Below are 23,257 nucleotides of genomic sequence, written 5' to 3'. Positions count from 1 at the left end.
ACACGCCTTTGCCTCAACGCGCGGCTTGACTCGCTCAGGCGTGAGCTTCTGAAAGGATTTGCGTGAGCCCGAGCAACATCGCAGCGGTCGCGCCCCAAATAAAATAATCTTGCCAGGGCACAGAGTAAAAATGGCGTGTACCACCGTCGGGGAGCTGAGCCGTGTGATAACGATAGTTTGCTGGATTCGTTAGATGGGATAAAGGCACTTCAAATACTTCGGCTACTTCATCGACCTGTGGCGATAGACTAAACCCCGGTGTAACCAACGCAGTCACCGGCGTGACCGAAAAAGCCGATGACGTCAAATAGCGGGGCAACGTGCCCAATACCTCAACATACCCGCGGTTCAGGCCCGTTTCTTCTTCAGTCTCACGTAATGCGGTGTCAATCGCGTCGACGTCATGGTGCTCGACTCGCCCCCCCGGAAAACTGATTTGACCAGCGTGATCCTTGAGATGTGCCGTGCGTTTCGTCAACAACACAGTTGCACCGCTGTCGTGCATGACTAAAGGGACCAGGACTGCCGCATCAAGCGGGGGCCCTTCACGACCTGGAAGTCGTCGTTGAGACTCGTCAGGGATATGCAGGGACCGCTCAATACGTGCACCAAGCACACGACGCAAACTTTCTGGCGTTAATCCGCGAGCGGGCACTGAGGGGAATGGTATGGCAGGACTCACCCAGGCTTGGGCTTTTGCATCAAAGGTTGCAAGCATGGGCCCACGCACGTTGCGTGGGCCAGTACCTAAGGTCTGATCAGGATGCCTTGACGACATCGCTCTTGCGAGTCAGCTTTTCTTTAATACGAGCAGACTTACCTGAACGGCTACGCAAGTAGTAAAGTTTTGCGCGACGTACATCACCACGACGCTTGACTTCGATCGATGCAATCTGGGGTGAATACAACTGGAAAGTACGCTCAACCGCTTCGCCAGACGAAATCTTGCGAACGATGAACGACGAATTTAAACCGCGGTTACGGCGAGCAATAACAACGCCCTCAAATGCCTGAGTACGCTTACGTGTACCTTCAACCACATTGACACTAACAATCAGCGTATCGCCTGGTGCGAACACTGGCATTGGTTTTCCGCCGGTGAGGCGGGCAATTTCTTCTTGCTCGATTTGGGCAATCAGGTTCATAACAACTCCAATTACATCTTGCTCTCGGCCGGGACACGTAAAGCGTCACCGCATTGGTGAGAAAAGTCTCTTGAGCATACACTCAGACCTTATCTCTCATTTCTTTTTGCCTGATTCGACCAATTCGAACCACGCCGCCGGGCAGAGGATGTGCAACAAAGCCTTTGATTCTACAACGCTTTTGAGGGAAAAGACAAGTAGAAACCAGTGGCCAAGGATTAAAACCCAGCCGCGTTACCTAGCCAAAGGCAAGTGGGCACCATCGCGGCAAAGACCACCACCATACAAATATCGGCAAACATTCTGCCCGGGCTAGGTTGAAGTAAATCTTGATATCGTGCTTTAACCGAGTACGCAGAAACCGATTGACCCGGTAATGTGCGGTACTGGCTAGATGAGTGTGATGCAGAAAGTGTCTGAGTGTGGCGCATGTTAATCCCCTTTGTTTACCATAACAGTACTGTACATGAATACAGCACTGTTTGCAACAACAGTATGCGCCGATACAACAACTCAGCTAAGAAGGCCTTACTTATTGGGCTGTGGGGTCATCCGCAAGTAGGGTCGTAGCGCCTTGTAGCCCTTCGGGAATTTCTTGGCAATCTCAGCCTCATCCTTTAAGGACGGTACGATGATGACATCGTCACCGTCTTCCCAATTGACTGGTGTCGCGACGGAATGACTGTCGGTCAACTGCAGCGAGTCAATGACGCGCAACAACTCATCAAAGTTGCGCCCGCAACTTGCTGGATAAGTTAGCGTCAGACGGATCTTTTTAGCGGGATCGATGATGAACACTGAACGAACCGTTAACGTCGCATTGGCATTGGGATGAATCATGTCGTAGAGCGTTGAGACTTTACGATCCTCATCTGCCAGGATTGGAAAACCAACGGTCACGTCTTGGGTATCGTTGATATCCGGGATCCATTGGTTGTGCGATGCGGCACTGTCCACCGAAAGCGCCAGCACTTTGACATCACGCTGAGCAAACTCATTGGATAACTTTGCTGTGTAACCAAGCTCGGTCGTACAAACAGGCGTAAAGTCGGCAGGATGGGAAAACAATACCCCCCAGCTATTGCCCAACCATTGGTGGAAACTAATCTTGCCCTGTGACGAATCCTGCTCGAAATCAGGTGCAATATCGCCTAAACGTAACGTCATGTCATCTCCCCTTAAACAGTTTCACTCGTTAATGTGCATCGTAACAGCAAGCCTACCAAACATTAAATGCTCAACTCAATCAACACGACTTTGTGCGAGTGCTTGGCTCACCACCTCGCCGTTGCGCATGCTGGTGTAGAGCGTGCCCGTCCTTGGCAAAAGGTAAGCGCCGTAAAAGACCGCTGTCGCGAATTTATTGACGAGAAACTGATCGTCACTGACTGACAATTCACGTGCGCACACCAGAGCAGATCTCACCATTTGCCAGCCACCCAATGCATAACCGGCCAGCATGAGATACGGGACACTGCCCGTGTAGACCGCTCGGGTATCGTCTTTGGCGTGGCTCAGCACGTACTGTATTGAACCTTCATAGGCATCAATCGCCAAGGCAAATTGATGCACCAGCATCGCCAGCCCCGGTTGCTGAGCCGCTTTTGCTGATGCGAGTGCATCCGACAATTCAGCGAGTGTGGCTCGCATCGACTGGACTAAGCCCAATGCAATTACCCCGCCGTTGCGAAGCGTCTTACGACCGACCAGATCATTCGCCTGGATCGCAGTCGTCCCTTCGTAAATGGTCAGAATTCGCGCATCTCGGTAGTATTGCGCCGCGCCAGTTTCCTCGATGAAGCCCATCCCACCATGGATTTGAACGCCAAGCGAAGTCACTTCAAGAGAACACTCCGTCGAGAAACCTTTGACGATAGGTACCAGATAATCGTAAACCGATTCATTGAACTGGCGAACCGTCTCATCCTGATGGAGGCTGCCCAGATCATGCGCCGCAGCCGCACAGCAAGCAATGGCACGCGCCGCTTCGGTCAAGCCGCGCATCGTGCTGAGCATGCGTTGCACATCCGGATGCTGAATAATGGGTACAGCTGCTGCAGACCCTTCGATTGCTCGGCTCTGAACACGGTCACGTGCGTAGGCAAGCGCTTGTTGCGTTGCCCGCTCACTGATGCCAATCCCTTGGACACCAACGGCAAACCGCGCAGCATTCATCATGATAAACATGTACTCAAGACCACGATTTTCTTCACCCACCAACGTGGCCACGGCACCCTTACCTACTTCACCTTTCTCATCACCGTACAGCAGCACTGCTGTTGGGCTGCCATGAATACCAAGCTTGTGTTCGATTGAGGCACACCAGACGTCGTTGCGCAGGCCTGTCGAACCGTCATCGTTGACCAGATATTTAGGTACGATAAACAATGACAAACCCTTCACACCGCTTGGCGCATCAACCGTGCGAGCCAGGACCAGATGAACGATGTTTTCAGCGAGGTCATGCTCACCAAAGGTGATGTAAATCTTCTGGCCAAAGACGCGATAAGTACCGTCATCCTGCGGGACAGCTTTCGCAGAAACCAATGATAAATCTGAACCAGCTTGCGGTTCAGTGAGATTCATGGTGCCCGTCCAACGGCCCTCAATCAATGCGGGTACGTACCGTTTTTTCTGCTGATCGTCGCCTGCTAGCAGAAGCGCCTCAATGACGCCATCGGTCAACAAGGGACACAAGGAGAAAGCCATATTAGCGGCAAAGAGGTTCTCATTCGTTGCCGTTGCGAGCAAATTCGGCAAGCCTTGCCCACCCCAACCCTCGGGATGCCGCAACCCCTGCCAACCCCCGTCGGCGAAAGATTTGAAGACTTTGTGGAAAGAAGGGGTAACGGTCACCACACCATCTTTAAGCGACGGTGGCCTTTGGTCACCGTCCCAATTGGTGGGTGCGACCACCTCTTCTGTAAATCGTGCATTCTCAGCGAGGACAGCATCGATCAAATCAGGTTCGACGCCCGCGAATGCTGGCATTTGTAACAACTTGTCGAGCCCCGCCAAATGGTCAAAAACAAACTTGAAATCTTGCAGCGGGGCGCGGAAGGTCATAATGCCTCTTGGATAAAGAATGAATTACAGGGCAGCAACGATCTCCGGCACAGCCGTGAACAAATCTGCAACGAGACCGTAGTCGGACACCCCGAAAATAGGTGCCTCAGCATCTTTATTGACAGCGACGATGACCTTCGAGTCTTTCATCCCCGCCAAATGCTGAATCGCGCCCGAGATGCCGACCGCAACATACAACTGAGGGGCAACAATTTTGCCCGTCTGACCGACCTGCCAGTCGTTCGGTGCATAACCTGCATCGACTGCTGCGCGAGAGGCACCCAGCGCGGCACCAAATTTATCAGCGAGCGGATCAAGAATTTTGAAATTCTCTGAACTGCCCATCCCGCGACCACCGGACACCACCACCCGTGCACCTGCCAATTCAGGGCGATCACTCTTAGCGACCTCTCGGCCAACGAAAGTGGATAGGCCAGCCGACGCCACAGCAGGAATCGACTCAATGGCCGCATTGCCACCCAAGGCCGCAGCATCAAACCCAGTGGTGCGAACGGTGATAACTTTGACGGAATCAGTGGATTGCACCGTCGCAATCGCGTTGCCCGCATAGATTGGCCGCTGAAATGTGTCGGCTGAATCAACCGCCTGAATTTCAGAGATTTGGGCAACATCCAGGCGTGCAGCCACGCGTGGCGATACGTTTTTGCCTGAAGCGGTCGCCGCAAACAAGATGTGGCTGTAGTTGTTGGCCAAAGCTAACACTTGCTCGGCCACGTTTTCGGCGAGCCCATCGGCCAACACGGGCGAATCGGCCACCAGTACTTTCGACACACCCGCAATCTTAGCGGCCTCAGCTGCAACGCCCGCAGCGTCAGACCCTGCGACGAGCACATGGATATCACCGCCAATTTTTGCAGCAGCAGCAACCACGTTGAGTGTCGCGCCTTTCAATTGAACATTATCATGCTCAGCAATCACCAAAATAGACATGATCAAATCACCTTTGCTTCGTTCTTGAGTTTATCGACAAGCGCTGCCACATCAGGCACCTTAATACCGGCCGATCGTGCAGGTGGCTCGGACACTTTAACGGTCTTGAGTCGCGGCGTAACATCAACCCCTAAGTCAGCAGGGGTAAACGTATCCAACTGCTTTTTCTTCGCCTTCATGATGTTGGGTAAGGTCACATAGCGCGGCTCGTTGAGACGCAAATCGGTCGTGACAATGGCGGGCAATTTGAGCTCAATCGTTTCAAGACCACCATCCACTTCACGTGTGACGCGCGCAATGCCTGCGCCGATTTCAACCTTGCTCGCAAAGGTCGCCTGTGACCAGCCCAGCAAAGACGCAAGCATCTGACCAGTCTGGTTAGCGTCATCGTCAATGGCTTGCTTACCAAGAATAATCAGTTGAGGTTGCTCTTTTTGTGCGATCTCTTTCAGCAATTTGGCGACGGCCAAGGGCTGCAATTCAACGTCGGTCTGCACCAAAATGCCACGGTCAGCGCCAATTGCCATCGCCGTGCGAAGGGTTTCTTGGCATTGAGCAACGCCGCAAGAGACGGCAATGACTTCTGACGCAGCACCGCTCTCTTTCAAGCGAGTCGCCTCCTCAACCGCAATTTCGTCGAAAGGGTTCATCGACATTTTGACGTTCGCAATATCCACGCCTGATTGATCTGACTTGACGCGCACCTTGACGTTATAGTCAACGACACGCTTAACAGGCACAAGCACCTTCATCCCGCAGTCTCCAGAAAATATATGCCTAGCTCTTGAGGAAGCAGGCTAATTGATAAACATCAGCTTATTCTACAACTTTGCCAACGCCTTGATATGTGCCACGACACTGCGCCCCAGCGCAGAGAGGTTGTAGCCTCCCTCAAGCGTACTGACAACTCGCCCTTGAGCATGCCGGTCTGCGACCCTAAGGATTTGTTCAGTGATCCAGACATAGTCGGCCTCAACCAAGCCTAGTTGTCCAAGATCATCCTCGCGATGTGCGTCAAACCCGGCCGATATAAAAATCATTTGAGGCCGATGCGCCTCTAGCGCAGGCAACCAATACGTTGAGATGATCTCACGAATATCCATGCCCTTGGTGTAAGCGGGCACGGGGATATTGAGCATATTCGGGGATGAGGGCTCGTCGCCCCTGTGCGGATAAAACGGATGTTGGAAAAAACTGCACATCAAGACGCGATCGTCACCTGCAAACATCGCTTCTGTGCCATTACCGTGATGCACATCAAAATCGATGATAGCAATGCGATCAAGCGCATGTTGCGATAAGGCATGAGCCGCCCCAATCGCCACATTATTCAAAAAACAGAAACCCATCGCCTGATTGGGCATGGCATGATGCCCTGGGGGTCGGACTGCACAAAACGCAGTCTGCGCCCGGCCCTGCAGCACTTGGTCTACTGCAAACACCAAGGCACCCGCAGCATGCAAGGCGGCGTTAAGGGTGTGGGGGTTCATCGACGTGTCAGGATCGATCCTGAAGTAACCCTCACTGGGCGACTGTCGCGCTAATTCATCTAAGTACGCTGCCCCATGCACGCGTTCGAGTTGCATCCGAGTGGCCTCTGGCACCTCATCGCACTCAATCAAAAACTTACCTAAACCACTTGATAACAGCTGGTCTGAGATGGCGTCTAAGCGCAGTGGCGACTCGGGATGCCATTCACCCATGTCGTGCAAACGACATGAGGGGTGTGTGATGAATAAAGTCTCCATGACCAGGCAATATATTTTTATCTAAACAAGCATTGTTATCCGGTGATGTTATCGCAGATCAGCCCGTCAAGTGTATCCTCCCTTGTGATTCGACACGACACTGAACACCACCCCTGATGGCAAGATCGTTCTGACTCCTAAACGCAGAATGGGCACGGGGTGCAAGACCGAATTTTTGGAGCTTTTATGCCATCAAACGGAACTTAATATGACTGAGCATTCCTGAACGATCACCGCAGCTGAGGCCAGTACTTGTCGCGCAATACTTTTTTATACAACTTGCCCGTCGGATGACGTGGCAGTGCTGCTTCGAAATCAACGCTGCGCGGACACTTGTAGTCAGCCAGATTCGCTTTGCAATAGGCAATGAGTTCGAGCGCTAACGTATCGCTCGCTTGCTGGTGATCGAGCAGCTGGACAACGGCTTTGACCTCTTCACCAAAATCCACATTCGGGATCCCAAAAACAGCGACATCGGCGACCGCTGGATGTCCAATTAACACCGCTTCGACTTCTTGCGGGTAGATATTCACCCCGCCGGAGATCATCATAAAGGCTTTGCGGTCAACCAGATAAAGGTAGCCCTCATCGTCAACTCGACCAATATCACCCAGCGTTGACCAGCCTTGCGCATTGCGGGTTTCAGCCGTCTTTTCAGGGTCGTTGTGATACAGAAAATCCGGACCATCAGCAAAATAAACCAAACCAGTTTCGCCAACTGCCAATTCATGACCTTCGTCATCGCAGATATGGATGACGCCGAGCGCAGACTTACCGACTGATCCTTGGTGTTTCAACCATTCTTGGCAGGTGATTGAACAGAATCCATTGTTTTCAGTGCCTGCGTAATATTCATAAATAATCGGGCCCCACCAATCAATCATTTGCAACTTCACGTCCACAGGGCACGGCGCAGCGGCGTGAACTACCATTCGCAATGAGCTCAAATCATAGCGTTGACGAACCTCTGGCGCGAGCTTTAGCATGCGCACAAACATGGTGGGCACCCATTGACTGTGGGTAATGCGATAACGTTCAATCAGCGCGAGCGATTGCTCTGCGTCGAATTGCTCCATGATTGACACTTCACCACCGAGCTTGATCGTGGTCATGCTGTGCCGCAGCGGTGCTGCATGATAGAGCGGCGCCGGCGACAAATACCGGCAATTGTCACCATAGCCATAAAGCCCGTCGAGCAGCTCGACAAGAAAGGTTCGCTGGCCCGATGGCCCTGCTGGTCGAGGCCATTTCACCCCTTTTGGTTTGCCTGTGGTACCTGACGAATAGAGCATGTCCAACCCCTGTGCCTCGTCGGCAATGGGAGAAGTAGACTGAGTCGACAACGCATCGGCCCAACGAATCCATCCTTGGGCGATGTCTCCTTTAGGCTTGCCCACCACGAAACAATGAAGGAACTCGCCCAACTTTGCTTTGGCGAGTGCGGCCGAGCCGATGAGTTCATCTGCGCAGATTAAAACCTTAGCCCCGCAATCTTCGACAATCAACGCGATCTCAGCCTCGGTCAGACGAGTGCTGATGGTTGTGTAATAAACACCCGCTCGTTCAGCACCAAAACAGACTTCAAGAAACTCTTTCTGATTTTTGAGCAACACCGCAATGTGATCGCCGATCTCAACACCGCAAGCGCGTAACAAGTTTGCCACCCGGTTAGACACATCGTCTAGCTCACCGAAGGTAATTTGCTCTTGTGATCCACACATGCGATACGCAATGGCTTGAGGATCTTGCCTGACATCCCCGATCGGATAAAGCATTCGCCGCTCAACGATCATGATTGATACAAATCTTACCGAATTGGGCACCGGTCTTCAGGTAGTCAAAAGACGCTTTAAGGTCTTCGAAATCAAAAACTTTATCAACGACAGGCCGAATTTGGTGAAGAGCCATGGCGTTGATCATGGCCTCGAGCCCATCGCGATGGCCCACCGTAATGCCTTGCAATTTCACTTGCCGGGTGATGATCAAGCCAAGCGACGTAGACATCGCACCACCAGACAAAATCCCGATCATGGACAACGTACCGCCCGGACGAATGCAACGCAGAGACTGAGGCAAGGTTTTTTCACCCCCTACTTCGAGGATGTGATCAAAGCCACGCCCCTCGGTCAGCGCCCTCGCGGCTTTACCCCACTCTGGCGTTTCACGGTAGTTGATGGTGGCATCAGCACCCATCGCTTTGAGCCGTTCAATTTTGGCGTCACTCGAAGAAATCACGGTGACGCGTGCGCCTAGCATCTTGGCAAATTGCAAAGCAAACAACGCCACCCCACCCGACCCCTGAATCAATAACTGCTCACCAGGTTTGAGGTGACCACATTCAACCAGTGCACTCCACGCCGTCAGTGCGGCACATGGCAAGGTCGATGCCTCAAGATTCGTCAAGTATGTCGGCACTTTAACCACGCCTTCTTCAGACAGACACATGTATTGAGCCATGGTGCCATCAAGCGGCCCCCCAAGCGACTGCGTTAGCCGGTTGGCGTTCGGTTCACCAGAAATCCATCTCTGAAAATAGGCAGGGCAGGCACGATCACCAACGCTGACTCGTGTCACGCCGGCACCGATCTCAATCACATCGCCCACCCCATCTGACACCGGAATCAACGGCAAATCGCCCGATTGAGATCCATACGCTCGTTCGGGGACGATCGGATCTCGATAGTTAATGGACGATGCGCGCATACGCAGTAGCACTTGACCAGGGCCGGGTTTGGGATCGGGCCGCACGCCAACTTTTAAGTTATCTAGGCCCCACTCACCTTCAATCTGAAAAACACGCATTTCGTCTATCCCTTTGTTCAATCCCACGAGCCCAACCAAGTCACTCAGGGCTTGGTCGACAACTCACTTTTGCAGATCCGTTCGAGCATCATCTCGGTGGATCCATCCGTAAAACTTGCGATCTGAGCGCCAGTCATGTGACGTACAAAGGGATAGTGATCCCTCAGGCCATTGGCACCCATACTGTGGAGCAAGGCGGCCGTGTGTTTCTCTGCCATTCTCACCGCAAATACTTTTGCTTTCGCGGCAAGCTCGACCACAGGTTGCTGCTGATCAATCGCTTGCGACGCGGCCTGCACCAGTTGTCTGGCTGCCTCAAGGTCAACCGCAGCCTCTGCGATCCGCCAGCGCCACCCTTGATGCTCTGCAAGCGTCACCCCAAACGCGGTTCGTGTCGCGCCATAGTTCGCTGCGATTTTCAAACATTCGGCAACCATCCCACAACACATTGCGGCCACGTAGGTTCGTGCGCCGTTGATCGATTCAAGGGCACGTTTAAAGGCTAAGCCAGCGGGATGAATCAATTCAGTCTTTTGAGCGATATAGCCATTCAGTTTAAAACTGCTGGTACCAAGCGAGGCGGCTGCTTGACTGCCGAAATGAGTGTTTCGTTCAAAACCAGCTCGATGTGCATCAATCAAAAAGGCCGCAATGCCCGCAGCCCCCGATCCGGCCCGCGTTTGCGCGTACATCACCACGACATCGGTAAATTCAGCGTTAATGATCCAGGATTTTTCACCGTTGATAAGCCAACCCTGATCGTGAGGGACAGCAAGTGTCTTAATCGCGGCGAAGTCAGAACCGGCATGTGGTTCGGTCAGGGCGGTGCACCCGGTCTTTTCTGCGGCGACTAAATCTCGGATGAGCGGTGCCGACAGTGCTGCTTGGTCTAGGCTAGCTTGCGGCACCGACATCCAGTGCGCAAGCATACTCGCGATATTTTGCGTATTGATGAGCGACATCGAAAAACCAAAATCAGCGCCTGCTAGTGTTTCGGCAATGGCCGCTTTGCATTGAAAGGAGGCTTGCGAACCACCCCAAGCCATGGGCACCTGGATACCCGTCAAACCATGTTGAGCGGCTAATTTGAGGTACTGTTGAGTCGCGGTGGGTGTTGAATTCCAGTCAGGCAAGGGGCACTGACGAACCGCCTCGGCAACCTCGACTGCCCCCTTGATCAATTGCTGTTCTTTTGCCGACCAGTTCACCATCGCTACCCTCTTTTATTGAGCATTGAACCCAGCTTGTTAATGAAGCCTGCGAAAAGTGGCACCACCCCTCTTGGGATATAAATGGTGGTCAACATCAATAAAGCCCCATAGACGACAAGCCTGAGCGTATCTGCAATGCGCAGATATTCGGGCAACGCAATCACCAAAAAAGCGCCAACCGCCGGGCCTATTAACGTACCACTACCGCCCAAAATAACCGCCAAAATCGCATTCAACGACTGATCGACGCCAAAGGGTTCGGGGTTTAAAAAGCCGATGAAATGCGCGTACAACGCGCCCGCCAGACCAGCAAAAGCGCCACTCATGACAAAGGCAAATAATTTATAACGCCAGGTTTCGATCCCCACCGCTTGAGCCAGCGGCTCATTCTGTCGAATCGATAGCAACACGTGCCCCACTCTTGAATGCAAGATCAAGGCACAGACCACCGTCGCGAAAATAGCTGCTAGCAAGACCAAATAGTAGTAGGCCTCGCGCGTATCAAAAGCAATCGGATGACCGAAAAAACTGAACCCTTCTGGTCTTGGCACATGGGGGATCCCCCCCTCGCCGCCCGTGAGCGAGGTGAAGTTATTGAGAACGATGACGATTACCAAGTTGTAGGCCAAGGTCACGATGGCAAAGTAATGCCCTTTGACTCTCAAGCTCGGATAACCGACAAACAACGCAATCACTGCTGAGATCAGTGGTGCACCGAGCAAGCAGAGCCAGACAGGTAGCCCTAGCCGCATTGCCAGCAGCGTTGAGGCATACGCACCGACCCCCATAAATCCCGCCGAAGCAATCGAGACATAACCGGTAAAGCCTTGGATCAAGTTCTGGCCTTGAGCAATCACGACCCATATCAAACCAAGGATCATTAGATGCAGGAAATACGGCACGGTCAGGAATAGCGGCATTGCAAACAGCAAGGTGATCACAACGATCAACGCAAGCGTTCTGATAGGGATGTTGCTCGGGACGGTTTTCATTTTTTACCCAATAATCCTTCGGGTCTAAACAGCAGCACCACAATCATCACCGCGAAGGCAATGACATCCTTGTAGGACGAAGAGATATAGCCAGCCGCTAAAGACTCACTCACGCCCAGAATCAAGCCACCCACTACTGCCCCCGGGATAGAGCCAAGGCCACCCAAAATCAGCACCGCAAAGCCCTTAATCACCAGACTTTCACCGAGCCCTGGTGCCAATGCCAGCATCGCACCAACGAGTGCCCCACCCGCTACCCCCAGCGCTGAAGAAATACCGAACACCACATAGGACACAGCGTTGGCATTTACCCCCATCAGGGTTGCCGCAGCTCTGTTTTGGGCAACTGCTCGAATCGCCCGACCTGTTTTGGTGCGACTCACAAAGAACCACATCGCGGCTAGTAATACCGTCGTACACGTCATGATGACTAACCGCAATTCGGTCATCACAATCCCTAAGACGTGATAGACATGTGTGTAAGGCGTACGCACCACGATTTGATCAGGGCCGAAGGTCACCAGATTCAAACCGTCTAGCATCATGGTCAACCCCAAAGCAATAATAAAGGCATTGATCGGTGGCGCCTTTTGCACGGGCCGATACGCGAGTCGCTCGATAAGCACACCAAAAAGCGCACCAGCCAACATCGCCACCAATACCGCGACAAAAAATGGCAGGCCAAACCTCTCGATGAGAATAAAGGCAACGTAGCCCCCCGACATCGCCACCACACCGTGAGCAAAATGCGCGATCCCCAGAATCCCGAACACAATCGTCAGACCAATGCCAATCAGTGTGTAGACGGCACCGATCGCCAAGCCATTAAAAATTTGCTGTAGAAATTCTGTCACGCACAACTCACGACAAGGAGGTTAGTTGATAACAAGGGCGAGACGCTTACTTGCGCAGGGTTTTCAAGAAGGCTGAATAAACCATCGCATCAGAAGGCAAATCGGAAACATAAACCCACTTACCCTTTTGCCACTGGAATGCCCCGTTCGCGGTGTAGGCTTGACCATTCTCATCGAACATCTTGCCAGCCACCGCAAGATACTTCATGACGGCCTCTTTGGGGATGGCGATTTTATGTGCTGCCTCAGCAACCTTAGCGGCATCAGTTACCGTACCAGCTGCCTCGATCGCGTGTTTCAGCACATACACTTGGTCGTACGCATAAGGAGAGCTGGGTGCCGCCGCGAGACCAAACTTCTTGTTGTAATTGACGGCATAGGCTTGTGCCACGGGACCGAGCGCGGTGAGCGTTAGCTCGATTGGTCGCAAATCCCACACGCCTTCCATCTGCTCGGAGGTCGCTACTTTGAGAAACTGCTCTTCGCTACCACTCGTGAAACCAAAGCGTGGCACATTCATCCCCATTTCAAGGGCTTGTCGATACACGAAGGCAGCGGGTTCAACGTAGCCGATCACCAACAGCGCATCAGGCGCCAGGGCCCGAATTTTGGTTAGCTGAGGGGTCATATCGCGGTCTTTCAAACCGAAAGACTCTTTTGCAACGATGGTGCCACCGCCTTTGGTAAATTCTTTCTCGAAGGCGTCCAGGTACTGTGTATAAAACGAAATATCCAGATTACCAATGACAGCAATTTTTTTGGCGCCTTTTTGCGCAACAAAGGTACCTGCCGCCGCACCCGTGAAGTCTGCTGGGGGGCGTGTGCGCAACAAGTTATTGGCACCTTGCGTGGTGATGCTACGTTCGGCTGCGTTACCCACCAACATCACGACTGGCTCTTTGGCGATAAACGAGGCAACCGCACTGGTCGGGCCCGAACAACAGAAGCCAACGATGTATTTCACATTATCGCGGTCGATCAACTTGCGCACGACGTTCGTGCCTTCGGTTGGATTCGCTTTGTCGTCATATGAAATCACGTTCAATTTATAGGTATCGGCACCAGCTTTGATGCCACCTTGCGCATTAATTTCATCGGCGGCCATCTTCACTGCGTTCGACTGTGGCAATCCGTATACGGCGCCTGGGCCGGTCAATGAATCAGAGATGCCAATATCAAGCGTCTTGTCTGCCGCCACCGCGACACCGACACCGGTGGCCAGTGTCGCTACCGCGATCGCGTTGAGAAGAAACTGACGAGTTGATTGGTGCATAGCGGTCTCCCTTGTAACTTTTTGAGTTTTACTCTTGATTAGTGGCCAAGATAGGCGTTACTGACTTCTGGATTAGACATTAACTCTTTACCCGTTCCCTGCAAAACAATTTCACCCGCTTCAACCAAATACGCCTGATCAGCTAAGCCCAGCGCCATGTTGGCATTTTGCTCAACAAGCAAGATGGTCATGCCATCTGCTTTGATTCGAGCAATTGTTTCTCCCACTTCCTGAACGATTTTGGGGGCAAGCCCCAAAGACGGTTCGTCAAAGATGCAAAGTTTTGGCCGAGACATCAGGGCGCGTGCAATCGCAAGCATTTCTTGTTCACCACCTGACAGGGTGCCTGCCATCTGCTTGGCCCGTTTGCGCAACACGGGAAACATGTCCATCATCTTGTCTAAGTCACTACGCTGCTCTGTGTCGCGGCGCGTATGGGCACCCATTTTTAAATTCTCAGTCACCGACATCTCGGCAAACACCTGCCGGCCCTCGGGGCACATCGTGATACCCGCGCGAACAATGGCATGACCCGAGGCACGACTAATATCCTGGCTTTCGAAAACGACTTGCCCTTCGCGCGCAGGCAACAAACCTGTAATGCAGCGCAGTGTGGTGGACTTTCCAGCGCCATTGGCCCCAATCAAGGTGACACACTGCCCTGCCTTGACCTCAAAACTGATCCCGTGCAACACGTCAGTCTTGCCGTAGCCAGCGCGCAAATTCTTGACCGTCAACATATCAGACACTCGCCCCTAGATAGGCTTCAATGACAGCAGGATCGGCGCGAATCACCTCAGGCAGATCATCGGCAATTTTCTGCCCAAAATTCAACACGGCAATCCGCTCGCACACATCCATGATTAAACCCATATGATGTTCTATCACCATGACAGCGATGCCTTGTTCGCGGATTTTATGAATCACGGCGCTGAGTTCTGCTCGCTCTTTCGCCACCATCCCGGCGGCTGGCTCATCGAGCAGCAACAATTTAGGCTCAGTCGCCAGTGCAGTGGCGATCATCAAGAGGCGTTGCTGTGCTGAAGATACCTCGGATCCATACCGGTCAATGACCTCTGTCAATCCAACCATCTCAAGAATTTGTTCTGCCTTACGTTGCTGTTTGACCACTTCCGTGCGAGCGGCCGGTCTTCTCAACACATCTGTCCAACTCAAGTGCTGGTATCGGGTATGACACGCCAGCGATACATGATCAAACAAGGAAAACTCGCCAAATACGCTGGTCGTTTGAAACGTTCGGGCTAATCCCAGGCGAACGCGTTCGACAATCGATGTCGAGGTCACATCACGATCACCAAAAGTCAGCGTGCCACTCGTGGGCTGAGCTGTGCCAGAGATCAAGTTCACCGTTGTGGATTTACCTGATCCGTTGGGACCAATCAAACCGACCACCTCTCCTGCATGAATATCGAGGGAAAGCGCTTTGACTGCATGAACCCCGCCGAAGCGCTTGTCCAGCTTTCGTAGTGTCAGTAAGGGTGTGGCCATCTATTTAATTTGTCGCCTAAATCAGCGTTGCGAAGCATTGCTGTCATTATCTGGTTTTTACGGATAGCATTTGAGCTGTCGATATAATAGACTGGTCGTCTAGTAAACAAATCGGGACTAACCCTAGCGTGTGTTCAGACACAACCAAATAATCAGCAGGGAGCACTGAAATCCATGCCACTCACCGACAGTGTCGCGTCGTCGACCCTACCCCGATCGCTCCAAGCCAAAGCCAACGGAGAAACCCGCCTAGCGCTAGTCTGGTGCGGGACCGAGTTGCTGACCGAACGTGGTTTTCTCAGTACCGGAATCGAAGAGATACTCTCTCGCGTCGGGGTACCGAAGGGATCTTTCTACCATTACTTCAAAAGCAAACAAGACTTTGGTGTAGCGGTGATCGAAAATTATGTCGAGTTTTATGCTGAAAAGATGAATCGTATATTTACCGACGCGTCTTTAACGCCACTGCAGCGCGTTCAGCGTTTTGTGGATGAGGGTAAAGACGGTATGATCCGCTACGGTTTTAAACGTGGTTGCCTGATCGGTAACATGGGACAAGAACTGGCGAGTTTGAACGATGAATTCAGACTTCAATTAGAGGCCGTTTTAGTCTCATGGGAGATCATGCTTAAAGCCTGTCTGGATCGTGCAGTTTCTCTGGGGGAACTGTCTCTTGATACTGACACGGCTGCCCTATCCAATTTCTTCTGGATTGGGTGGGAAGGGGCAATCCTGAGAGCCAAGCTGACGCAAAACACCGCGCCACTGGATCAGTTTGCAAGTCTGTTTTTTACGCTGGCGAAAAGCAAGTAAGCAGAGGCCATTCATACTGTCGTTTTTGAGGGTTGTTATGACTTATTTAGCTCGCATGATCCGACTTTTTTTAATAGCGAGTGTTGCCGCTGCGCTTGTTGCGTGTACGACCGTGAACGATCCCGTCGCCACCGACAAAACGTCGGGCCCTAGCTCATCCTCTATAAGAATCGGCGCTAGCGAACCAACCCCTGAGGCTGAACAACCGAATGCCCCAGCCGATGAGTTTGCTGCGTCGACTCGGCGCGACGAGGTCAAGAGGTTTGCAAGTCAACTTGCGGCAACCCGTCATTTGCCTGAATCTGCCATCTTAGCGTTGCTTGCCGAGGCTCGCTATAGCGTCACGGTCGCCAAACTGATCGCACCTGTGCCAAGCGGGCAACCACGTCCCCCTAAAAGCTGGAAGGTTTATCGTGGACGTCGGCTCGATTCGGTCACGATTAGTCAAGGCAAAGCGTTTATGCAACAGAACGCCACCGCTTTAAGCCGTGCGACCGAGCGCTATGGGGTGCCGGGCAATGTCATTGCCGCCCTGATCGGGGTTGAAACGCTTTATGGCAAAAACCAAGGTAACTTTCGGGCATTAGATGCACTCGCAACACTGGCCTTTGATTATCCCGATGCGAGCAGACCCGAGCGTGCGGCTCTGTTTCGCGACAATTTGGCTGATTTGATCGAGCTCGATCTCACTGGCAAGGTGAATGCCCGCACGCTGAAAGGCTCTTACGCGGGTGCCGTTGGTATCCCTCAATTCATGCCAAGCAGCATCAAACGCTTCGCCGTCAGTGCCGATGGTCAAAACAAAATTGACTTGAACATGAACCCTGCCGACGCCATCATGTCGATTGCCAATTATCTGGTCGAGCACGGTTGGCAACGAGGATTACCGATTTTTGTACCCGTGCAGTTGCCCGGCAATGCAGCTAGCCTCGTTGATGGCGGTCTTAAACCGAACTTAGACTGGCCTCAATTGATGGCAGCTGGTGCTCACCTCAACGCTGGTCAAGCGGCAAATCAAGCGTGGATGCGTTCGGCGCTTGGCGTGATTGATTTACCAGAAGAGGCAGTCGGAACAACTGAGTTCAGAACCGCAACCCCGAATTTCTTTGCGTTGACGCAATACAACCACAGCTACTTCTACGCGACTGCTATTACCGACTTGTCAGAAGCGCTGGCCGGTCACTAACCAAAACATTGCTGGTGGCTCGAACGTCAGCTGGCGGGTTGCTCGTTAAACAACCCAGTCGATAAGTAACGGTCACCGCGATCGCAAACAATGAAGGCGATGGTGGCGTTGCTCACTGACTCTGCCACGCGCAAGGCGGCAACCAAGGCACCCGCGGCGGACACACCGGCACAAATACCCTCTTCTGCTGCAAGGCGTCTTGCCATGGCTTCAGCATCCTTTTGCTCGATCGACTCAAACTGATCGACTCGTCCAGCATCATAAATCGAAGGCAAATAGGCTTCTGGCCATTTGCGGATCCCCGGGATTTGTGATCCCTCAGCGGGTTGAGCACCGACGATACAAATTGCTGGGTTTTGAGATTTCAAATACCGTGAAACCCCCATGATGGTGCCTGTGGTCCCCATGGCACTCACAAAGTGAGTGATGCGCCCCCCCGTTTGGGCCCAAAGTTCAGGCCCCGTTGTCTTGAAATGTGCCAACGGATTATCCGGATTAGCAAACTGATCTAGTACCTTGCCTTCACCATTGGCTTGCATTTTGCTGGCGAGGTCTCTTGCGTGCTCCATCCCACCCTGATTGGCAGGCGTCAGAATCAATCTGGCACCATACGCAGCCATCGAGGCTCGACGTTCGGTGGATAAATTATCCGGCATGATCAAAATCATTTTGTAGCCACGCATGGCCGCCGTCATGGCCAAGGCAATCCCTGTGTTACCACTGGTCGCCTCAATCAGCGTGTCGCCTGGCTTGATATCACCACGCGCTTCTGCACCCAGAATCATCGACAACGCCGGCCGGTCTTTGACCGAGCCCGCTGGGTTGTTGCCCTCAAGCTTGCCTAGGATGACATTGCCTCGGGCATCATTGCCTGCGCCGGGGATGCGTTGCAGCCGTACCAGCGGCGTATTGCCGACGGTGTCTTCAATGGTGGGATAAGTTTGCGTGTTCATGCTCAGATCATACCCAAAACCGCACGGCGCGTCATAGGGATGATCTCGCCCTCGGCTCAAACACCTATCCCTGTCACGGCAGTACTTCAATCGATGGTGTGGCCTGAACCTCATGGTTTAAGCCGGTGACACGTTTGTTCGAACGGGTGTTTGCTTTAGCCGCTGTCGAGACGTTAGCAACGGCAGGCGTTGATGGTCGGGCTGACGTTGCACTGGCTGTCGGACCATCCGTCGACTCAACCACGAGGCCAGCCGCTTGCAAGGATTGCAACCGACGCTGCCCTAGTCCTTTGACGCGATCGGACAAGTCTTGCAAAGATTCAAATCGCCCCGCTCTATCGCGCTCTTGCACAATAATGGCCGCGGTTCGAGGCCCAAGCCCGCGGATGCGTTGCAGGTCATCGATCGAGGCCAAATTAACATCTATCGCCTGCGCCGAGAAGCCGAGACTCATCCCAGCGGCCAGCGCCAACGCGCGTGTGCGGTGCTGCGGAAAAACTCGACACCAACCATTGGCTGATCGGGTAACAAAAGGCTGGGCAACAGGATCATGCAAAAACGGATTCATCAGATCTCCAAAAAAAAAACCGCGCATCGTCAAACGACAGAGGCGCGGTGTTATCTTGAAGGATGAAGCGATATAGTGACTCAAGATGTGCAAGATAAATCCACCCGAGACACTACGACAGTCAAGGACTAATTGGGTTTCAACGCCTTCGTTTTTGCGTGCAGGGCGCGAACGTACTCGGCTACGCCCGTCGAGACGTCACGCATGGGTTCTGTAAAACCTGCAGCACGAAGTGCGTCAGTGTTTGCTTGCGTGTAGCTCTGGTAACGTCCCTTCAAGTCATCTGGAAAGTCCGTGTACTTGATTAACCCCTGGTCGACCATTTGAGCCAGAGTTAAGGCTTCTTTGCCTTGAAGTTCGCGCATCGTATTGATCACTGCGCTAGCGACATCATTGAAGGGCTGTGCAAGCCCCGTCCCGCAATTAAAGATACCGGAGACTTCATGGTTATCGAAAAAGTATAAATTGACAGCCACCACGTCGTCGACGTGAATGAAGTCACGCATCTGACCGCCATTTTCATAGCCGTCCCAACCGCCAAAGAGTCGAACACAACCTTCAGACAAGTACTGATTCATGTTGTGATAGGCCACTGAGGCCATCCGGCCTTTGTGCTGTTCGTTCGGGCCATATACGTTGAAGTAACGCAAACCAACGACTTGCGAGGTCAGTGTTTCGAACCGTGTGCGCAAGACCTGATCGAACAACAGTTTCGAGTAACCGTAAACGTTGAGCGGCTTTTCATAGGCAGGATCTTCAATGTACTCAGGGCCAGCGCCGTAGACCGCTGCAGACGATGCATAAATCAGCTGCGTCCCGTGGGTCTGGCAATACTCAAACAACTCGAGCGTATAGCGGTAATTGTTATCCATCATGAACTGGCCGTTGCGCTCGGTGGTGTCTGAGCACGCGCCTTGGTGGAAGATCGCTCTGGTTTTGTTCAAACCGCCGTTTGCCACCAATCGACGGAAAGCCGCCTTATCCATGTAATCTGCCACCGTGTACCTGGCGAGATTCGCGAACTTGTCACCTTCGGTGAGATCATCAACAGCCAGAATATCGGTCACGCCGCGAGCATTGAGTGCGGCAATCAGTCTGGATCCAATAAAACCCGCAGCGCCAGTGACTACAAACATGACAACTCCTCTGCTGTGACGATGGACGTCCCTAGTTTACCAACCACGATGCCACCCGCACGATTTGCCCAACGCATGGATTCTGACCACTCAACGCCAACGGCGCGCATCACAGCCAACGTGGCTAATACTGTATCACCAGCGCCCGAAACATCAAAGACTTCATGAGCCTGGGCATCAACGTGGTCGCTGCCCTTGTCATTAAACAAAGTCATTCCCTGTTCGGACCGAGTCACCAGAAGCGCCTCAAGCTGTAAATGCGCTCGAAGCGTTTGGGCTCGTGTTGCCAAGTCTGCCTCTGATACCCATTGCCCCACCGCCTGCTGCATCTCGCTTCGATTGGGCGTGACCAGTGTCGCACCACGATAACGATTGTAATCACTGCCCTTGGGATCCACCAAAATCGGTAAACCCTTTTTTCGAGCCGCCGCGATCAATGCATCAACATGCGTCAACACACCCTTGGCGTAATCAGACAAGACAACCACATCATGAGCCTCAAGCAGCGGTTCAAAGCGAGCCGTGAGCTCGTTCAAGGCATCCACGCTGGGTTTCTCTTCGAAGTCAATCCGAAGCATTTGTTGCTGTTGACCCAAGACCCGCATTTTCATGGTCGTGTGGATGGTTGGATCCAGCACAAGCTGACCGTGAATACCGTCAGCGCGAAGCAGCTGCCCCAACTGCACCCCTGCCTCGTCCTGACCAACCACACCGAGTAGCGTGACGCGTGCACCTAAGGACGCAATATTGCGAGCAACGTTCGAGGCACCCCCGAGCCTATCTTCACGCTTGACGACATGAACCACTGGCACAGGGGCTTCGGGAGAGATTCGCTCTACCTTGCCAAACCAATAACGGTCTAGCATCACATCACCGACCACCAAGATACGCGTGGCTGCAACCGCAGCCGCGGGAAATGCGTTCACTGTACTTCCTCCAAACGAAGGGGACGATAGGTCTCCCACGAGTTACAACCGGGACACTGCCAATAGTATTGCCGGGCTTGAAACCCGCACATATTGCAGGCGTAGCGATCTAGTCTTTGCGTATGACGTTTGATTAACTTGCGCAGCAAACCAAAGTCTGGGCCTGGGACGAGATCGGTGTCAACTGTGCCCTGTTCAACCGTCGCACTGGCCTTTGGCGTTGGATTGATCTGAGCCAATTCTATTTCAAGCATGCGATCCAATCCCAGCAAAGAAGGATTGGATTCTAAAGCCCCTCTTGCGAATGCCCACGCAGTTTGCGCACCGTCTTGTGTGCGCAAACCACCAAAGACTACGTTGAAGAGATCAAGTGAAGGATGCGACTGATAATGATGAGAGAGGATGTCCAAACCCTGTTCTGCTTTGCCCAATCGCGCGAAACTCGCTTGAAGCGCTTTGGCAACCAAGCCAGCGAATTCTGGCGCTTGTTTTAGCACGGACAGCCGCGCCTCATGCTCTGCTTTCGCGTCTTGGCGGGCAGCTGCGATGTCAGCCTTTAACATCGCAATGCGAACCTTGGATGCGGCCACCCCCGCACTGTAAGGGCTCAAGGGGAACCCCGTTTTATCCGCATTATCGGCCGCCTGTTGCGCTGCATTCAATGCCGTCTGTGCAGCATCTGCATTGGCTGGGTTCCCTTGCAAGGCACTTTGCGCAATTTCGCAGTAGTAATGAACCAATTGAGGAACAGGTTCATCGACAACTTTACGTAGCTTTTTAGCGGCTTCAATCGCCCGCAACCAATCATGCTCAGACTCATAAATACGGATCAGTGCACGTAATGCTGGCAGGGTGTAGGTAGAACCATCCAGTTGCAGAAAGCCCTCTTCTGCTCGGTCGAGCATGCCCGCCTTCAAATAATCTTGTGCCAGTTCATGCTTGGCATGCTCACGTTGGCTATCGGGCAAATCTGCTCGGGCTAACAGGCTTTGATGTACACGAATGGCGCGCTCCATCTCACCACGACGGCGAAATAAGCTACCTAAAGCAAAGTGCAGTTCGGTGGTTTCAGGATCAAGTTTAGCCACTTCGATAAAAGCATCAATGGCTTGATCGGGCTCTTCATTGAGCAAGAAGTTCAAACCTTTGAAATACGAGTCTGGCAGATTTCTGGTTTCAGAAAGAATCTGACCGATGTCCAGACGAGCTGCCATCCAACCTAAACCAAACAGCAAGGGGATGAAAATTAACCACCAGGATTCGAAATCCACTGAGTAAGCCCTGATTTAATGTTGGATCAAAAGGGTGAAAGCGGCACGAGCACGTCTGGTGAAACCGCTTCACCGGCAGGCGTGTTGACTGCTTTTTGAATACGCTCGAGATCTTTACGCAGCCGAGCAAGTTCGCGCCGTCTTCGAAGTGAACCGGGCACGGTGAGCAACAAGCCAAAGAGTGTGCCAACAACAAAAGCAGCTAACATCACAACGATGAGCGGGATGTGATCAAACTGCATATCGCCGTAAAGCTTCACCACCACTTCATCGGTGTTCTTTAAGGCAAACATGAGCACTGCAAAAAAAACCACAAACCTTAAGGCCCATACTAGATATCGCATGGCGCTTCTCCCTGACGCAAAAGTCGATTGTAAGTCACGCTGAGCTGTCTCGTCGCTCAACCCATTGAGCGGTCATAAAAAAACCGTCCTGACTGCGGACGGTTTTTGCTACCCAAAACTTTGTAACGGTCGTTGACGCTAGGCCGATGCTTGCCGCTGAGGCCGCTCAAGCTCTGCCCCCGTTGACTCGCGATCGGCCGTTGATTCAAGATCATCATCCGCAAACTCAGTCGCATCCACGCGCTCTCGCAACTCTTTGCCCGCTTTGAAATGCGGTACCTGCTTACCAGGCACCAACACTTGCTCACCCGACTTGGGGTTACGACCGACACGCGGTGCGCGCTCAGACAACGAAAAGCTGCCAAAACCTCGTATTTCAATACGCTGGCCCTCGGCTAACGCCTGGACCATCGCATCAAGTACGGTCTTAACCGCTAAATCGGTATCTCTGACGGCCAGCTGAGGATAGCGGGCCGCCAGAATGGCGATTAATTCAGACTTGGTCACCT

At 52.7% G+C, this 23,257-nt stretch carries 25 protein-coding genes; 2 read left to right on the top strand and 23 right to left on the bottom strand.

All coding sequences use genetic code 11. From position 1 onward, the window contains the following. Positions 1-34: 34 nt before the first annotated feature. The 16 genes from AC1W8Y_RS03895 to AC1W8Y_RS03820 form a co-directional block, all read right to left on the bottom strand. Positions 35-778 carry a CoA pyrophosphatase gene (locus AC1W8Y_RS03895; protein WP_482013160.1) on the bottom strand — a complete coding sequence of 248 codons (744 nt, stop codon included), beginning with the start codon at positions 776-778 and terminating at the stop codon, positions 35-37. Further along, complete coding sequence (gene rplS, locus AC1W8Y_RS03890) at positions 759-1,145, bottom strand: 50S ribosomal protein L19 (RefSeq protein ID WP_482013159.1); 387 nt, start codon at positions 1,143-1,145, stop codon at positions 759-761. The genes AC1W8Y_RS03895 and rplS overlap by 20 nt, the downstream gene beginning before the upstream one ends. A gap of 218 nt (positions 1,146-1,363) precedes the next feature. Beyond that, on the bottom strand, positions 1,364-1,576 hold the full coding sequence (locus tag AC1W8Y_RS03885) for a hypothetical protein (protein ID WP_482013158.1): 213 nt from the start codon (positions 1,574-1,576) through the stop codon (positions 1,364-1,366). Between the two features lie 97 nt (positions 1,577-1,673). Next, positions 1,674-2,312, bottom strand: a complete 639-nt coding sequence (locus AC1W8Y_RS03880) for a peroxiredoxin (RefSeq protein ID WP_482013157.1) — start codon at positions 2,310-2,312, stop codon at positions 1,674-1,676. A gap of 75 nt (positions 2,313-2,387) precedes the next feature. Next, positions 2,388-4,211 (bottom strand): acyl-CoA dehydrogenase family protein, encoded by a 1,824-nt coding sequence (locus AC1W8Y_RS03875; protein ID WP_482013156.1) that lies wholly within the window; start codon positions 4,209-4,211, stop codon positions 2,388-2,390. Positions 4,212-4,235: 24 nt separating this feature from the next. After that, entirely contained in the window at positions 4,236-5,162 is a 927-nt protein-coding gene (locus tag AC1W8Y_RS03870) for an electron transfer flavoprotein subunit alpha/FixB family protein (RefSeq protein WP_482013155.1), read from the bottom strand. Between the two features lie 2 nt (positions 5,163-5,164). Then, the gene (locus tag AC1W8Y_RS03865) at positions 5,165-5,914 is read right to left on the bottom strand and encodes an electron transfer flavoprotein subunit beta/FixA family protein (protein WP_482013154.1); all 750 of its coding nucleotides are present in this window, start codon (positions 5,912-5,914) and stop codon (positions 5,165-5,167) included. Between the two features lie 69 nt (positions 5,915-5,983). Beyond that, positions 5,984-6,910 (bottom strand): histone deacetylase family protein, encoded by a 927-nt coding sequence (locus AC1W8Y_RS03860; protein WP_482013153.1) that lies wholly within the window; start codon positions 6,908-6,910, stop codon positions 5,984-5,986. 230 nt (positions 6,911-7,140) lie between these two features. Then, the gene (locus AC1W8Y_RS03855) at positions 7,141-8,685 is read right to left on the bottom strand and encodes an acyl-CoA synthetase (RefSeq protein WP_482013152.1); all 1,545 of its coding nucleotides are present in this window, start codon (positions 8,683-8,685) and stop codon (positions 7,141-7,143) included. A gap of 7 nt (positions 8,686-8,692) precedes the next feature. Further along, positions 8,693-9,712, bottom strand: a complete 1,020-nt coding sequence (locus AC1W8Y_RS03850; protein WP_482013151.1) for a zinc-dependent alcohol dehydrogenase family protein — start codon at positions 9,710-9,712, stop codon at positions 8,693-8,695. 44 nt (positions 9,713-9,756) lie between these two features. Further along, positions 9,757-10,923, bottom strand: coding sequence for an acyl-CoA dehydrogenase family protein (locus tag AC1W8Y_RS03845; protein ID WP_482013150.1), 1,167 nt, complete (start codon positions 10,921-10,923; stop codon positions 9,757-9,759). A 2-nt stretch (positions 10,924-10,925) separates the two neighbouring features. Next, entirely contained in the window at positions 10,926-11,915 is a 990-nt protein-coding gene (locus AC1W8Y_RS03840; protein WP_482013149.1) for a branched-chain amino acid ABC transporter permease, read from the bottom strand. Next, positions 11,912-12,769 carry a branched-chain amino acid ABC transporter permease gene (locus AC1W8Y_RS03835; RefSeq protein ID WP_482013148.1) on the bottom strand — a complete coding sequence of 286 codons (858 nt, stop codon included), beginning with the start codon at positions 12,767-12,769 and terminating at the stop codon, positions 11,912-11,914. The genes AC1W8Y_RS03840 and AC1W8Y_RS03835 overlap by 4 nt, the downstream gene beginning before the upstream one ends. A gap of 46 nt (positions 12,770-12,815) precedes the next feature. Further along, positions 12,816-14,042 carry an ABC transporter substrate-binding protein gene (locus AC1W8Y_RS03830; RefSeq protein ID WP_482013147.1) on the bottom strand — a complete coding sequence of 409 codons (1,227 nt, stop codon included), beginning with the start codon at positions 14,040-14,042 and terminating at the stop codon, positions 12,816-12,818. Between the two features lie 38 nt (positions 14,043-14,080). Then, positions 14,081-14,782 (bottom strand): ABC transporter ATP-binding protein, encoded by a 702-nt coding sequence (locus tag AC1W8Y_RS03825; RefSeq protein ID WP_482013146.1) that lies wholly within the window; start codon positions 14,780-14,782, stop codon positions 14,081-14,083. A 1-nt stretch (position 14,783) separates the two neighbouring features. After that, the gene (locus AC1W8Y_RS03820; RefSeq protein WP_482013145.1) at positions 14,784-15,551 is read right to left on the bottom strand and encodes an ABC transporter ATP-binding protein; all 768 of its coding nucleotides are present in this window, start codon (positions 15,549-15,551) and stop codon (positions 14,784-14,786) included. 174 nt (positions 15,552-15,725) lie between these two features. Between AC1W8Y_RS03820 and acuR the strand changes: the two genes are divergently transcribed. Then, positions 15,726-16,364, top strand: coding sequence for an acrylate utilization transcriptional regulator AcuR (acuR, locus tag AC1W8Y_RS03815; RefSeq protein WP_482013144.1), 639 nt, complete (start codon positions 15,726-15,728; stop codon positions 16,362-16,364). Positions 16,365-16,401: 37 nt separating this feature from the next. Next, the gene (gene mltB / locus AC1W8Y_RS03810) at positions 16,402-17,550 is read left to right on the top strand and encodes a lytic murein transglycosylase B (protein ID WP_482013143.1); all 1,149 of its coding nucleotides are present in this window, start codon (positions 16,402-16,404) and stop codon (positions 17,548-17,550) included. A 26-nt stretch (positions 17,551-17,576) separates the two neighbouring features. Here mltB and cysM read toward each other — a convergent pair whose 3' ends face one another. The 7 genes from cysM to AC1W8Y_RS03775 all read right to left on the bottom strand — a co-directional run bounded on the left by cysM (position 17,577) and on the right by AC1W8Y_RS03775 (position 23,255). Continuing rightward, positions 17,577-18,503 carry a cysteine synthase CysM gene (cysM, locus tag AC1W8Y_RS03805; protein WP_482013142.1) on the bottom strand — a complete coding sequence of 309 codons (927 nt, stop codon included), beginning with the start codon at positions 18,501-18,503 and terminating at the stop codon, positions 17,577-17,579. 73 nt (positions 18,504-18,576) lie between these two features. Continuing rightward, complete coding sequence (locus tag AC1W8Y_RS03800; RefSeq protein ID WP_482013141.1) at positions 18,577-19,071, bottom strand: ComEA family DNA-binding protein; 495 nt, start codon at positions 19,069-19,071, stop codon at positions 18,577-18,579. Positions 19,072-19,199: 128 nt separating this feature from the next. Beyond that, entirely contained in the window at positions 19,200-20,207 is a 1,008-nt protein-coding gene (gene rfaD, locus AC1W8Y_RS03795) for an ADP-glyceromanno-heptose 6-epimerase (RefSeq protein WP_482013140.1), read from the bottom strand. Then, positions 20,198-21,133 (bottom strand): D-glycero-beta-D-manno-heptose-7-phosphate kinase, encoded by a 936-nt coding sequence (gene rfaE1, locus AC1W8Y_RS03790; RefSeq protein WP_482013139.1) that lies wholly within the window; start codon positions 21,131-21,133, stop codon positions 20,198-20,200. Before rfaE1 ends, rfaD begins: the two co-directional genes overlap by 10 nt. Beyond that, the gene (gene lapB, locus AC1W8Y_RS03785; RefSeq protein ID WP_482013138.1) at positions 21,130-22,404 is read right to left on the bottom strand and encodes a lipopolysaccharide assembly protein LapB; all 1,275 of its coding nucleotides are present in this window, start codon (positions 22,402-22,404) and stop codon (positions 21,130-21,132) included. The genes rfaE1 and lapB overlap by 4 nt, the downstream gene beginning before the upstream one ends. 26 nt (positions 22,405-22,430) lie before the next feature. After that, positions 22,431-22,748, bottom strand: a complete 318-nt coding sequence (locus tag AC1W8Y_RS03780; protein ID WP_482013137.1) for a LapA family protein — start codon at positions 22,746-22,748, stop codon at positions 22,431-22,433. A 138-nt stretch (positions 22,749-22,886) separates the two neighbouring features. Continuing rightward, complete coding sequence (locus AC1W8Y_RS03775; RefSeq protein ID WP_482013136.1) at positions 22,887-23,255, bottom strand: integration host factor subunit beta; 369 nt, start codon at positions 23,253-23,255, stop codon at positions 22,887-22,889. Positions 23,256-23,257: the final 2 nt, after the last annotated feature.

The organism is Jezberella sp. (genome assembly GCF_964834465.1).
Note: the sequence above shows the minus strand (reverse complement) of the source record. Positions and strands in the feature narration are given on the sequence as shown.